Source organism: Longitalea arenae (assembly GCF_016924755.1).
GTDB classification, from domain to species: domain Bacteria; phylum Bacteroidota; class Bacteroidia; order Chitinophagales; family Chitinophagaceae; genus Niastella; species Niastella arenae.
The window spans coordinates 331,822-346,166 of record NZ_JAFFJX010000006.1; the positions used below are offsets into that span (position 1 = coordinate 331,822).

A 14,345-nucleotide genomic window follows, 5' to 3' on the forward strand; every position below is an offset into this window, starting at 1 on the left:
AGTGACTTAACTTACCGGAAGCGTTATGATAAATTGCGATCCTTCACCCTCTTTGCCCTTTGCAGTTATACTACCTCCATGTCGTTCCACGATCTTTTTACAAAGTGCAAGTCCAAGTCCTGTGCCCTCATATTGATCTTTTGAGTTTAGACGGGTAAAGGTCTTAAAAATAACCTCTGCCTTGCTTTGGTTAAATCCGATGCCGTTATCCGTAACCCTGATTTGCAGGTACTGCTTCTCATGGTCAAATTCCTTGTTGTCCAATTCGGTTCCTGTTAACCGCTCTGATGAAATCCTTATTACAGGTTTTTCAGCTTGTCGTACAAATTTCAGCGAATTGTTAATTAAATTGTAAAACAATTGGTATAATAATACCCGTGAACCTACAATAGAGGGAAGCATGTCTTTTTCTATGGTCGCGTTCTTCTGTTGGATTAGTAATTCCAGATCTGATTGAATTTGCTCTATCACTTCTGCCAGATCCACTGTTTCACTTTTTTGATCCGTGGCTGTAAGCGATGAATACATTAATACACCATCGATCATGGCGTACATTCGGTTAGCTGCATTTTCAATTTTTTGTAAAAAGCGTTCGCCTTGTTCTGGCAATAATGTACCATACTCCTCTTTTAAACGGCTGACAAAGGTTCTTACCTTCCGAACAGGTTCTTTTAGATCATGAGAAGCTACGTGCGCAAACTGTTGAAGGTCATCGTTCGAACGATGCAATTCCTGGTTGGCCTGCAAAAGTTCAGACGTCCTTTCTGCAACAAGACGCTCCAGCTTTTCCTCTATTGCCTTTCTTTCCTCAATATTTGTTAAGGCGCCAACCCATTTAATTACGCTTCCATGTTTATCTAATACAGGATTACCCAACACGTAAAACCATTGGTAGCCACCGTCTTTGGCTTTTAACTGAAATTCAAATACCACTGGTTGCCCACTTCTGATGCTTTGCTGCCATCTTGCGTATAAAGCCGAAACATGTTGGGGGTGAATGTATTGTGCCCAGCCATCACCACAGGATTGTTCAGGTGTACTGCCGGTGTAATCGTACCACTGTTGGTTGAAAAAGTCGCAGTAGCCTTCCCCGGTGGCTGTCCAAACCAATTGCGGCAGCGACTGCGTTAATGTGCGGAAACGGCTTTCACTTTCTTTCAATGCATCTTCTGCCAACTTTGCTTCCGTAATGTCAGCTACGGTACCAACAGTGCGAAACAGCTGCCCTTGCTCATCAAAAAAAGCTTTTCCATGTGCCTTTATCCATTTGATAGCTCCGCTGTTTCTTTGTATAATCCGATATTCTGTTGCAAAACTTTTATTAACCCTGCCATTGATAATAGATGCAAACAGGTTATCCTGTTCTTTTCTGTCATCAGGATAAATGCTGTCGAATGCAATGTGAAGGTTATATTCCTCGTTTGAGTCAAGTCCGTAAATAGCAGCTATATTTCCGCTGCCTACAACAACCTGGCTTTTTACATCAAAATCCCAGATGCCCAAATTAGTTGCATTAATAGTAAGGGCATACCTTTCTTCGTTTATTTTTAATTGACTTTGTATCCGGATCCTTTCTGTTATATCACTGGCGGTGCCAAACCATTCAACGATATTTCCATCCTTGTCCAAAATAGGGATCGCTCTGGAAAAAGTCCAGCCCAATGTGCCATCAGCACGAATTACCTGGTGCTCCAGTTGAAATATGGATTTTGTTTCTATCGCCCTCGCAATTGCATGCTGTACCCTTTCCTGATCTTTTGGATGTATGTATTTGTCGAGCCAGTCCTTAATAGGTTCTCCGGTATCGGAAATAAAACCGCGGCCTTTCAATTCCTGCATTTCGGTCCAGTCTGGACTCATCCGATACACAACATCAGAAGTGGCATTCACCAGGGCCCGGAAACGTTCTTCGCTTTCCCTGATCCTTTCCTGGGCATTTTTTTCATCTGTTATATCCTGTGCGATCCCATATATTCTTTTAGGCACACCATTTTCATATTTTACCTTACCGTGAATGCGAAGCCAGTGCACAGTGCTGTCTTTCCAGATCACCCTTGCTTCATAATGTAAGGCGCCGGTTTGCAAGGCTATTTCATACGCTTTATTGCGTACCGGCAGGTCATCCGGATGCAATGCATCTAACAGATCCTGGTGTGTCCACTCTCTTGTAGGATCTAAACCGCAAATGACAGCGAGCCTTTCAGAAAAAACGATAGAAGATTGAACAAGATCCAGATCAAAGGTTCCCAATTGCCCTGACTCCACCGCTATTCGAACTCTCGTTTCACTCTCCTCTATTTTTTTTCTTGCGACCACTTGCGGGGTTACATCAATGGAAGTAGCCAACTGACCCACTATCTTGCCTTCATCATCCCTCATAGGATCGATGATGGCATTAAAATACCGCAGTTCCTCCTTACCGTTTGTAAAGATCTGGATTGGTATCTCTTTTCCTTCGAACCGCTTCCCTGTACGGTAAATTTCTTCATGAATCGGTGCGGCGCTTTTGCGGAGGTCAGGCCTGACATCAAACAAACGTTTACCTATCACTTCTTCTCTGGATTGCTGCCAAATAGTAAGATTATATTGATTAATATATTCAATTATTAGGTCAGGGCCCTTCAAAGCACCGACAGCAAATGGCACTTCATTAAATAGGTTGTAGATATCTTTTAGCGCCTTGTCTTTTTTTTGTGTAATACTGATTTGTGAGCGTACCCTCGCTAACAATTCTTTCGCTGAAAATGGTTTAACCAGATAATCGTCAGCACCAATATCAATGCCTTCTATTTTAGCCTCCTCACCTGCCCTTGCAGACACCAGGATCACCGGAAGGGTTGACACTTCTTCTGTCTTCTTAATGGTTTTTAACAACTGTATGCCATCCATTACCGGCATCATCACATCGCTTACCACTAAGTCAATATGCCTCTCTTTTATTTTCAGTAAAGCATCCATTCCATTGCTGGCGGTAGCTACATTGAAATCTTTCTGTAAGATGTTTCTGATATAGCTCAGCATGTCGGCGTTATCATCCACTACTAAAATCGTTGGTGCATCTTTCAGACTACCCTCTGCATCTAAAGCGGCAGGCTTCTGAAGGAGTGCATCTGCCTCTTCGATAAAAGCTTCGGAAATACTCGCATCAAAACCCGTCTCCTTGTCTACAACATTTGCCAAAGGAAGATGATGTTTCCCTGCCGGGATGGAAACGACAAATTCTGTTCCTTCACCAGCCTTACTCTTCACTGAAATTTGTCCACCATGCATTTGTACAAGCTCTTTTACCAATGAAAGTCCGATACCGGTCCCTTCATAAGTTCTCCCTGTCGCATTTTGTACCCGGTGAAAACGTTCGAACATCTTAGGAAGTTCTTCTTCAGGAATACCGGTACCTGTGTCTTTGACCTTTAAAAGAACATGCCCACTTTCTGAATGCAGTGAAATACGGATGCTGCCGGCGAGTGTATATTTAAATGCATTAGACAGCAGATTAAGCACAATCTTTTCCCACATTTCTCTATCCACATACACCGGCTCAGAAATCGGATCACAATGAACCAGGAACTGTAAACCACCGTGTTCAATTACAGAACGAAAACCAGCAGAAATTTCGGTCGTATAACGGCATAGGTCGGTAAGTTGAAACTGAGCTTTGACCTTTCCTGCCTCAATACGACTGAAATCAAGCAGGTTATTAACAAGCCGCAACATTCTTAACGCATTGCGATGTGAGGTTTCTATTGCCTCTTTATGCTCAGTTACCATTCCTTCCTGCTTCCGGTTAAGCAACTCCTCAAGTGATCCCAGTATTAAGGTTAGCGGTGTGCGGAATTCATGTGAGATATTAGTAAAAAAAGCCGTTTTAGCTTTATCAATTTCGGCAAGGGCTTCTGCGCGTTTACGTTCTTGTTCATATGCTAATGCATTGTTGACCTCCGTGGTAATGTGATCAGCAATCAGTTGCACGAAATGCCTGAACAATTCATCGAACTGCCTGTATGGATTCAATGCAGCCGTTAGAATCGCTATCGGTGTTTTCCTGCCCTGACTTACGATAGGCAGATGAATTAAGTGATTCGCTTCAATATCCCAGCCCCCTTTTGGTAATTCCTTTCTCTTTTCATTATCCTCCAATACCAGATTACCAGAGGAATAAGCCCTGTAAAAACAGCTGGTATCGCCGGTTAAACTATTCAGGTTAATGGATAATGGTAAAAATTGCTGCTGCTCTGATGTTCCCACGAATGAAACAGGACTGGCCTTGTTTTCATCCTCATTGATTTTATAAATGATCGCAAAAGGGAAGTCCTTGTTATTTCTTTGCAGCACTTTTGCTGCGGAAGCTAAAACTTCATCTACCGTTTTGGAAGTTCTGTCGAGATTCCCTAATCCACGCAAAGTTTGCAATTGACGTTCATTAAGTACAGTTTTCGTGGTTTCGATCACCGCATTGAACACACCTTCCACTTTTCCGCCTTCACCATAAATGGGAGTAAATGTAAAATTGAAATAACATTCTTCTGTATAGCCATGGCGCTTCATGGGAAGAAATGCATCTGTAGAACCTCCCGGTTCACCGCTGAAAGCCTTCCGGAATTGAGGCTCGATGACCTCCCATATTTCAGGCCAGACTTCCTTCGCCGGTTTGCCCAAAGCCCACGGATGTTTATTGCCTGGGATCGGCGCCCAGGCATCGTTATAGAGAAGGATCAGATCGTTTCCCCAATAAATAGCTATCGGAAAATTGGAATTGAGGCAAATACTAGTTGTTGACCGCAAACTTTGAGGCCAGTTAAGGGGATCTCCCAGTGGGGTCTTTGACCAGTCTAATTCCCGAATAAACCGCCCCATTTCACCCCCACCGGATAAAAACTCCGGGATAATGCTATCTGTACTGCTCACTGAACGCTGTTTCATAGTTCAAGTTGACTGAAGTTACGAAATTGCACAAAACCATTATCTATTACATCACCAGCCCAAAATTAATAAAAGGAACATTTGTAGCTGAACGGCAAGGCCCCTTATTTTAAACAGGAAGGTTACACCCCATACACTCTCGATCCAGTTACTCAAATACTTTCAGCCTGATCAGATAGATCAATGATTCATTGATTTTAAGGTACTCCGCATATAGCACCTTGTACATTGCCCGGCAGCCGCTTACCAAGCGTTTACATTAGCATTTATCTAAAAAATAATTTATTCCACTATGATTTTGAATCGCAGTATATAAATGTCAAACCAATTGACGTTTACAAAATAAGAACTCTTTATGGGTTAATGATATAAGGCCTGCATCTTTAATGTGGGCCGTTATTAATCTCAGAAGATCTTCGTATCGATAGATTTCCTTTGATACAGTAGCGAAATTTAGAACCGCATTATCTCTATAGTTCATGTTAAGGATTACGGCCTGGGTTTTTTAATGCGGGCCTTTTAGATCAAGGAGTTTTCGACCCTCTATTTTTCAAAGTAAGTAAATGCTTTGCACTAAAAGCCTCCCCTTATGTACCGGTTTAAGCTTACAGTAAAAATCATACCACGTGTTGATTGTTAATCGTTTGTTACAATGTCAGCAGACTTCAGGCTCTTGATTAAGTTTCAGTATTCCTGGGCCTTTAATAATAGTCATTTTTGAACTTATACCACCATATCCGGGAGGACGGTAGATAATTCAATATCTTTATGTTAAATAAAGGAAATGGAGAATCAAACGGTGCCACCGACAAACGTACATCAGCCCTCAAAAGAACTTTCTTCAGGTTATCTGGAGGAGAGCTACATTCTGAATATGTTACCAGAGGGAATTTTCGTATGTGATATGTCAGGTGTCATTATGAAATATAATGACCAGGCCGCACAGATTTGGGGCAGACGGCCTCAAATGGGTAGTATGCATGACCGTTTTAACGGCGCCTGGAAAATCTATGGTTCTAATGGTAGGCTTTTGCCACATGAACTATCACCTACAGCTGAATGCATTAAAGACGGAATTGCCCGCAAAGGAATTGAATTAATATTTGAACGGCCAGATGCTACACGAATAGATGTTCAGTTAAACGTCATTCCTGTAACGAACGATAAGGGTCTCCAGGTCGGCGTAATCAGCTGTTTTTATGATAATACAGACAAAAAGGATACTGAAAAGCAACTGTATCGAAAAACCGTCGAATTACAAGATTATGTTGAAAATGCCACTGTCGCACTCCATTGGGTGGATGAGAATGGAATTATCAAATGGGCCAATAAAGCGGAGTTGGATATGCTCGGCTATCATGAAGACGAATATATCGGTCATCACATTGCAGAATTTCATGTCAACCGCAATAAAATAGAAGAGATTCTGGCCAAGTTGAACTGTAACGAGACGTTGAATCAATACGAATCAGAATTGCGTTGCAAGGACGGGACTATTAAGACAGTTCATATTAGCTCGAGTGTATTCCGGGAAGATGGAAAATTTGTACATACCCGGTGCTTTACCATGGATGTTACCGAAGAAAAAAAGTTGGTTCGGGCTATCATAGATAGCGAAGCGCGTTATAAAAGTTTGGTTAATAGTTTACCGGTTGCTGTATACTCCTGTTCTAAAGAAGGAACCATTACCTTTTTCAACGAAGTAGCGGTAGAATTATGGGGTTACAGACCTGATATCGATAATAATTTGCTGAAGTATTGCGCTTGTCATAAGGCATATGTCGATGGTAAATATATACCGCCCCATGAAACGCCGATGGCGATCACGCTGCAAACAGGAAGAGCTTTCCGGAATGTGGAGGCATATGTTGAACGGCCCGACGGCTCGGGCTTTTTCGCTTGTATAAATATCGATCCGGTTTTTGATGCCGACAATAATTTAATCGGAGCCATCAATGTTTTCCAGGATATAAGCAATTTTAAACGCGCTGAAGCAGCATTAAAAGACAGTGAATCGAGATACCGGCAACTTATTCACACTTTGGAAACACCCTTATATACAACGGATCCGGATGGCCGGATAACGCTGTATAACAGAGCTGCAGTTGATCTATGGGGCAGAGAGCCTGAAATCGGAAAGGACCTTTGGTGCGGTTCTTTTAAAATCCTTAACAATGATGGTTCTGATATGCCACTCGACACATGCCCAATGGCTATATGCCTGAAAGAAAAACGGCCTGTTTATGGCGAAGAGATCCTGGTGGTTCGCCCTGATGGATCCATAAGAAATGTTGCACCGCATCCCCAACCAATTTTAGACAGTTCGGGCAATATGACAGGGGCAATAAATATGCTGGTTGATATTACCCGAATGAAGCAAACAGAAAAGGCATTGCGGGAAAGCGAGGCAAAATACCGTACGCTGGCTGGTTCTCTCGAAAAAGAAGTTGAAAGAAAAGTGCAAGACCTAAAATCCAAAAGTGAAGACTTAAAAAAGAGCGAAGAACGTTATCATAAGATGATAGAAGAGGTGGAAGATTATGCCATCATTCTGTTAGATAAAGATGGCATCATTCAAAACTGGAATAAAGGTGCTGAAAAAATAAAAGGTTACAAAGAAGAGGAAATTGTTGGAAAAAGTTTTCAGGAGTTTTACCTGCCTGAGGATAGAAAAAACGGGTTGCCATTAAAGTTACTTAACCTTGCAAGAGAAACGGGCAAAGCAGTTCATGAAGGCTGGAGAAAAAGAAAGGACAATAGCATTTTCTGGGTGAGTACTGTCTTAACAGCCCTTCATGACCTTGATGGTCGTGTAATTGGATTTTCGAAAGTGACGCGTGATCTCACTGAGCGAAAGCAGTCGGAAGATAAAATGAAAGAGTATCTGAACCAGCTTGAATTCCAAAATCAGGAGCTTGAACAGTTCGTTTATGCCGCATCACATGACTTAAAAGAGCCTTTGCGAAAAATCCATTTTTATAGTGATTATATTGCGCAAGATGCGTCCAGTCAATTAAGTAACAAATCCGGTGACTATATAGGTCGAATTATTAATGCAGCTAATAGAATGCATAACCTCATAGAAGACTTATTGATTTATTCCCGCACGACTGCAAAACTGGAAAGTTATGAGACCTTTGATTTGGAAGAAATGGTAAACGAAGTAACACATCTTTTTAAAGAGGAGTTGGACCAAAAAGATATAACAGTTAAAACGGGCACACTTACAATTATAAAAGCGATTCCCTTTCAAATAAAACAGTTGCTAATAAACCTTTTCGATAATGCATTTAAATATAAGCATCCTGAACGAAAATTACTTATTAGCATAACTTGTGAACAGATACCAGGTAACTTAGTCCCGGAATATATGGCAGACCCCAGGATTGTGTATCATAAGCTTTGCATCGAGGATAATGGCGTAGGTTTTGACACTCAGTATGCCTACAAAATTTTCAATATATTTCAGAGATTAAAAAATGCATCTACTGTAGCAGGATCTGGAATTGGATTAGCCATCTGTAAAAAAATTGTACAAAACCACAATGGTTTTATCCATGCATCAGGAAAACCAAATGAAGGCGCCAGATTTTCAATATATCTACCAATTCAGCTTTGATTGGGGTCACAAAATGCCAGTAACTTTTTTGCCAGCGTTTGAAGAGCTTTCATGCTATTGGGTTTCACAAGGTAGTCAGTAGCTCCATTATTCAAGCATTCATGAATATGGATAGGAGCATTGGAGGTACTTAATACAATTTTTGGGATGTGGTTGTACCGGTCGTTTTGTTTCATAAACAACAACATTTCCGACCCATTTATCTCCGGCATGCTATAATCAAGAATTACCAGGCAAGGCAAATCCTGGTCTACGCTTGCATTCAAAAATTCAAGGGCGGTTTTGCCGTGGGTAAATTTCTGTATTTGGACGGTTGGTTCTTCCCGTAAAAAAGCCTCTTCAATTAATTCCAGATCTTCCCGATCATCATCTGTTATGAGAATTTTAACCGACTTATTTTTCATATCGATGCAAAGCTGAAATTTCAATGTAAGTTATCAAAAAGAACATTAAATTACTGCAAAGACTTACATTTCAAATTATAACAATATAACAAATACGGGACCAAAACCGATATATACCCGATAGATCTCATTTTCAATTGTTTACACATCAAGTGAAAAGTCAGGCATGTTTACCGGCAATAAGATGGTGTATGTAGTGCCAACGCCGGGTTTTGAATGGCAAAATATCTCGCCAAAATGGTTGTCTACGACCTTTTTACAAATGGTTAAACCAAATCCAAGGCCCTCTACATCAAGATGAAGACGCTTGAAAATTTCGAAAACATATTCATTGTATTCGTTAGAAAACCCAATGCCATTGTCGGCGTATTCGATGCGTACGAAATCTACGTACCTATACTTATCCTCATGCACTTTATAATCGTTATATTGACTAATAACGCCTTTTACAGAAATCCTTAGTTTCCGGTTTTTGTCGCGGTACTGTATTGAATTTTTGATCAATTCATAGAAAAGCAGTTTGATCTGTGACAAGTAGCCCTGAAGGTGCGGAAGATCTTCAATTTCCGCTACAATATCTTCAAAAGCAAGCGTAGACCGGGCAAGCGCTAAGCTTTCCATAACTACTTCTTTCAGGGATAACACCTGTATTTGCTCTGTATTGCCGGTAAGTGAGACAAATTGTGCGAGACACTGCGTTAAAAGAACCAGACGATTAATGGAAGCATCTATTTTTTGATAATAATTATTTACACTCTCGTTCTCTGTGTCAAATGCACGTTTAATAGATTGTGTGAATAAACTTATCTTTCTGATCGGCTCCTGTAAATCGTGTGAAATAACTTTATTGAAAGCAGTTAATTCTCTGTTAATCTGCCTCAGGCGTAAAATCTGTTTATCAAGCAGCTTGGTTTTTGATTCCAATTCCTTTTGAGCGATGGTCAGTTCAGTGTTCTCTTTAACAATTTTTTCCGCACGCTGTTTCGCTTTCAATAATTCTTCTTCATATTTTTTTCTTTGCCATACTGCAACAATTACACAAGTATTTATGCAATGCCCCTCTTCCTCCTCACGATGTCCATATACCAGCACTGGAATTTCTTTTGCTTCATTGCTTTTAAGCGACAGAAATATCTCCTCTATTTTCTTTTCGAGTTTTATTAAAGGGAACAGATGTGTTTGATAAAAAATTCGAGATGCAAGAGTGAGGATGTGTTCTATTTTTTTACCGCTCAGGTCGCTGCTTTTGTATTGTAACAATTTAAGCAACCAATCATTAATGTAAGTAATGTTGCCGTCATCTGTAAAAGAGATAACGCCGGCTGGAATTTTCTGTATAAAGCCGGAGGCTCCTTGTTGTGTACCTGCCATCAATTGAATGAAAAATTGTTCAAATACTCACTAATAACCTGTATCGTTTCTTCCGGATGACTCATATGCGGACAATGACCTGTAGCCTTTAGCACTATAAGCGTACTATTTTTTAGGTTTTTATGCAAGTATTCCCCCACTTCATATGGTGCTATTAAGTCTTCAGAACACTGCATGATTAATGTAGGATGGCTAATTTTCCGCAAATCGTTCCTGTTATCTGAAAAAAATGTTGCTTCCGCAAATAGCCTTGCTATAACCGGGTCTGTAGAACAAAAACTGTCCACTAGTTCTTCAGCTAATTCCGGGCGCTCGGGGTTCTTCATAATAGCTGGTCCTAAGAAATTCGCCCAGCCAATATAGTTCTTCTCCATCGTGCTTAGTAGTTCTTCGATATCGCTGCGTTCAAAACCCCCTATATAGCCGTCGCCATCATTAATGTACCTCGGGGATGGGCCGACCAGGATAAGGCTTGAAAAATAAGAAGGCCCTTTTATTGCCGCTAACATACCGATAACACTACTAACTGAGTGCCCCACAAAAATGGCGTTTCGTAAATCAAGCGCTTCACAAATGTCCAATACATCCTGTGCGTAGCCGTTTAAATCAGAATATCTTTCTTTATTATAGGCAGAAAGGTCAGATTTGCCGGCGCCTACATAATCAAAGAGCACAATGCGATAATCCTTTTCAAACGCCGGCCAAACATATCGCCACATATTCTGATCGCAGCCAAATCCATGTGCGAAAATCATTGGAACAGTCCCCTCTCCTAATATTTTTACATTATTCCTGGCCAGAACGTTTTGCTTCATTATAATACATTTAAAGTTGGCGAAACTGCCGGGCAAATTACGACAGAAAAGCTATTTTATCGTATGTAAATGTAAAATATTACTTTTGCGAATGGTACAGGATTGCCAAATAATTTTAACTGATGATGACGCCGATGATCGCTGTTTTCTTGCTGAAGCTTTTCAACGGAACGAGTTTAAAGGCAACCTACTGGAAGCAGGAAATGGTTTGCAATTATTATCCCTACTTGATACCCAATTTGCCGTGAAAAAGGCATCGCCCGACATCATCATTCTCGACCTTAACATGCCCATTTTAAACGGTTACCAGGCGTTAAATAAGCTAAAAAAGGACAACAGCTTCCAAAAAATACCGGTTGTCGTTTTAACATCGTCATCTAAACAAGAGGATGAGAAATGGTGTATGGAGGCTGGTTGTTTTAAATATTACAAGAAGCCTTTTCATATTTCGGGGTACGACGAAATTGCAAGGGATATTCTCCTCTTTATACGGCGGTGGAATTCCTGCTGTTAACGCGGCTACCAAAGAATCAGAGATCGTCTGATAGCAACTTGAAAACGCCTGAAGGTTTCGCTCATTATTGATTCTTTCAATTACTAATTTGCTTTTATGTACTTGCTTTCATGTCCATCTGGCCACATTACAGTAAGATGATTTCCGTTGAATGTACAGAACATTCGCTCATATTCCTTGAGGTAAAATGTGTTTTTTGAACTGGCTCGTAACTGAAAAGGAAAGTCACCGGTATATCCGTGTAAAACAATATATAGCTTCCTATTTTTCACATACAGGCGAAAACTTTCATCAGCGACGGTGTTCCTATAGATTACTGACGGGTTGGCCGCGGGCGGTACATAATAATAGCTTGCAAGTCCATAGTATACCCTTACCAGAAGTTCAATAATGGAAACTGAAGCAATGGGGGTAGAGAGGTGGGAGCCCTTAAACTTAAATTTCGATCAATTATAAAGAGCAGCATCATTATTTAGCAGGTGCAGGGCGGGCCGTTGGGGCAACTTTGTTTTCTGGCGCATCTGCCGGTATTCGGTAGGAGTTACTTTGAATCGTTTTACAAATGTTTTTGCAAAGCTGCTTTGTGAATGGAACCCTGTCATTCTTGCAACTTCGTTCACTTTGTAATCGGCTGATGTAAGCAGTTCGGCGGCGCGGCTTAACCGTAGCTTGTTTATGAGCTCATTGGGCGTAAGATGGGTAACCGTTTTCATTTTCTTGTAGAAGGCGGCACGGCTCATATTCATTAATCTGGCAAGCAGGGAAACATTCAGCGAACAGTTGTGCATATTATTAATAATGTGAGTATGCAATTTTTTGAAGAATGAGTCCTCTTCACCTGCATTTGCAGCCGTTATTGGCTTACACCGGGAACCGGCAAAATGCGCCCTGATCTTTTCCCGGTTTGCTAGCAGATTGCTGGCCAGCGCGTCCAGGTATGTGAGGGAGTAAGGCCTTCTGACAAAAGCATCTGCCCCTGACTCAAGATTTCTGATCCTGGACCTGAAAGAGTCATCGGCGGTCAATAATATTACCGGAATATGACATAAATGAGCTGCTGATTTTACCTGCCGGCACAATTCCCAGCCATTCACCGCCGGAACATCAACACTGCACATAATTAATTGTATGGAATTTGTTTCTGCAAGATGCAGGACCTCCGCCCAGTTTCCGGCTATATAAATATTGTAATTACCCAGAAATCTTTTTACCAAAAGCTCCTGTTCCTTTTTATCAGGAACGATCAATAGCAGATTATTTCGCATGGCGGCGCCGCTTTAATTACACAAAAAATTTTCCTGTGGATAGAAAATCGTCATTCGTACATTTAAACAAAAGTAACGGTGAGCTGGCCGGCGCCATGGTTCATTCGTTTAAATTCATAGTAATTATGTCTTAAACGCCTTATGAGTTGGTAAATACTGCTTTCCTTAAAGAAGAACCGCTATTGATTTTCAATGCATTAATGTAGGAGTGCTCTTATTTCAGCCAAGGCAAAGGTTCTGAACTGGCTGCTGCATCATGATCAAATTATGTAATATATTATTTGGATCCAGATTCCGCCAATTAATTTTACATCGCTAGCTACCAAAGACGGCGTTCTTCAAAGACGATTGCCTTATGACCAAAGCGGCTGGAAGCGTTTCAATGGCAGGGCAATCTCTTTTTGCCATCATATTGATCAATTGTTTGGCGGCTGTCCGGCCCATTTCTATACCGGGATAATCAACAGTAGTGATCGTAGGCACTGTTAACTTACAAACAGGGTCATTATTGAAACCCACAATGGCAATATCATCCGGCACCTGTACACCATTTTCCATCAAACTACGCATACAAGCGGCCGCCACCACATCATTGGTTATAAATAATCCATCTGGTTTATTTCGCATTTTCAGGATCTGTTTGGCCGCTTCCACCCCTGCTGATTCCGTTATATCGTTTACAAAAAGCAAATCATCATTAAAGGCAATGCCCCCATCATGCAACGCATTGCGGAATCCGGTGAACCTGTCTGCATAAACATTCCTTTCAAGACAGGATGTAATAATGGCAATACGCTTACAACCCTGTTGAATCAAATGGTGGGTGGCTGCATAACCGGTACCAACATTATCGATCACCACCGAACGATTGTTACCCCTTGTATCGACCCTGTCGAAAAAAACGACCGGTATACTTTCGCTGGTAAAAATATTAAAGTGGTCCAGGCTCCTTGTATCAAGTGAAAGCGAGGCGATCAATCCAGCTACCTGCAGATCAAAAAGCATTTGCGCATTTGCCGCTTCTCTTTTGCTGTTTTCCTGCGAATGCATGATCATTATTTCATACCCCAGCTGATCGGCTACCTCTTCCATGCCGGTCAATGCAGACCTGATAAAGTGGCTGTGCAATGTATGCACCAGCACGCCAATCGTATTGGCGGCTGGTTTTTTTATCTTTCTTCCGTAAGGACCGGATTGAATACCGGTTTGAAGAGCAAACTGCTGGTGGCGTTTATAGGGGAGATCAAATAGCAACTTTTTCGCATTGATGGAAGAACCTTTAACTTTTTCAATTACCTCCTTTCCTGGGATACGTTTTCCTGTTGGCATGCCATACGGTTTTCGCCAAAATAGGTTTTTACCTGATATAAAAAGTGGCCAGAAAGATAGTGAAACGACTTATAGACAAATGGACAAAAATCAGAGACAAATGGACAA

The 14,345-nt window shown here is 41.2% G+C and carries 8 protein-coding genes; 2 read left to right on the top strand and 6 right to left on the bottom strand.

Annotation, left to right across the window (positions count from 1 at the left end; all coding sequences use genetic code 11):
- Positions 1–6: 6 nt before the first annotated feature.
- Positions 7–4,920, bottom strand: a complete 4,914-nt coding sequence (locus tag JT717_RS16095) for an ATP-binding protein (protein ID WP_205511518.1) — start codon at positions 4,918–4,920, stop codon at positions 7–9.
- A 784-nt stretch (positions 4,921–5,704) separates the two neighbouring features.
- Between JT717_RS16095 and JT717_RS16100 the strand changes: the two genes are divergently transcribed.
- Positions 5,705–8,539: a PAS domain-containing sensor histidine kinase gene (locus JT717_RS16100; protein WP_205511519.1), complete on the top strand. Its 2,835-nt coding sequence runs from the start codon at positions 5,705–5,707 to the stop codon at positions 8,537–8,539.
- On the opposite strand, the gene JT717_RS16105 is transcribed toward JT717_RS16100, so the two are convergent.
- The 3 genes from JT717_RS16105 to JT717_RS16115 all read right to left on the bottom strand — a co-directional run bounded on the left by JT717_RS16105 (position 8,530) and on the right by JT717_RS16115 (position 11,129).
- Entirely contained in the window at positions 8,530–8,943 is a 414-nt protein-coding gene (locus tag JT717_RS16105; RefSeq protein ID WP_205511520.1) for a response regulator, read from the bottom strand. The genes JT717_RS16100 and JT717_RS16105 overlap by 10 nt on opposite strands.
- A 141-nt stretch (positions 8,944–9,084) precedes the next feature.
- Positions 9,085–10,314 (bottom strand): PAS domain-containing sensor histidine kinase, encoded by a 1,230-nt coding sequence (locus tag JT717_RS16110; protein WP_205511521.1) that lies wholly within the window; start codon positions 10,312–10,314, stop codon positions 9,085–9,087.
- On the bottom strand, positions 10,314–11,129 hold the full coding sequence (locus JT717_RS16115) for an alpha/beta fold hydrolase (protein ID WP_205511522.1): 816 nt from the start codon (positions 11,127–11,129) through the stop codon (positions 10,314–10,316). The genes JT717_RS16110 and JT717_RS16115 overlap by 1 nt, the downstream gene beginning before the upstream one ends.
- Before the next feature lie 91 nt (positions 11,130–11,220).
- Between JT717_RS16115 and JT717_RS16120 the strand changes: the two genes are divergently transcribed.
- On the top strand, positions 11,221–11,643 hold the full coding sequence (locus tag JT717_RS16120; protein WP_205511523.1) for a response regulator: 423 nt from the start codon (positions 11,221–11,223) through the stop codon (positions 11,641–11,643).
- Positions 11,644–12,089: 446 nt separating this feature from the next.
- Here JT717_RS16120 and JT717_RS16125 read toward each other — a convergent pair whose 3' ends face one another.
- Together JT717_RS16125 and JT717_RS16130 are read right to left on the bottom strand one after the other, a co-directional pair.
- Complete coding sequence (locus JT717_RS16125; protein WP_205511524.1) at positions 12,090–12,908, bottom strand: response regulator transcription factor; 819 nt, start codon at positions 12,906–12,908, stop codon at positions 12,090–12,092.
- Between the two features lie 315 nt (positions 12,909–13,223).
- Positions 13,224–14,237 (bottom strand): LacI family DNA-binding transcriptional regulator, encoded by a 1,014-nt coding sequence (locus JT717_RS16130; RefSeq protein WP_205511525.1) that lies wholly within the window; start codon positions 14,235–14,237, stop codon positions 13,224–13,226.
- Positions 14,238–14,345 lie beyond the last annotated feature (108 nt).

Coding starts and splice junctions, on each gene's coding strand:
- JT717_RS16095 (WP_205511518.1), bottom strand. CDS start 4,920: ATGAAACAGCGTTCAGTGAGCAGTACAGATAGCATTATCCCGGAGTTT.
- JT717_RS16100 (WP_205511519.1), top strand. CDS start 5,705: ATGGAGAATCAAACGGTGCCACCGACAAACGTACATCAGCCCTCAAAA.
- JT717_RS16105 (WP_205511520.1), bottom strand. CDS start 8,943: ATGAAAAATAAGTCGGTTAAAATTCTCATAACAGATGATGATCGGGAA.
- JT717_RS16110 (WP_205511521.1), bottom strand. CDS start 10,314: ATGGCAGGTACACAACAAGGAGCCTCCGGCTTTATACAGAAAATTCCA.
- JT717_RS16115 (WP_205511522.1), bottom strand. CDS start 11,129: ATGAAGCAAAACGTTCTGGCCAGGAATAATGTAAAAATATTAGGAGAG.
- JT717_RS16120 (WP_205511523.1), top strand. CDS start 11,221: ATGGTACAGGATTGCCAAATAATTTTAACTGATGATGACGCCGATGAT.
- JT717_RS16125 (WP_205511524.1), bottom strand. CDS start 12,908: ATGCGAAATAATCTGCTATTGATCGTTCCTGATAAAAAGGAACAGGAG.
- JT717_RS16130 (WP_205511525.1), bottom strand. CDS start 14,237: ATGCCAACAGGAAAACGTATCCCAGGAAAGGAGGTAATTGAAAAAGTT.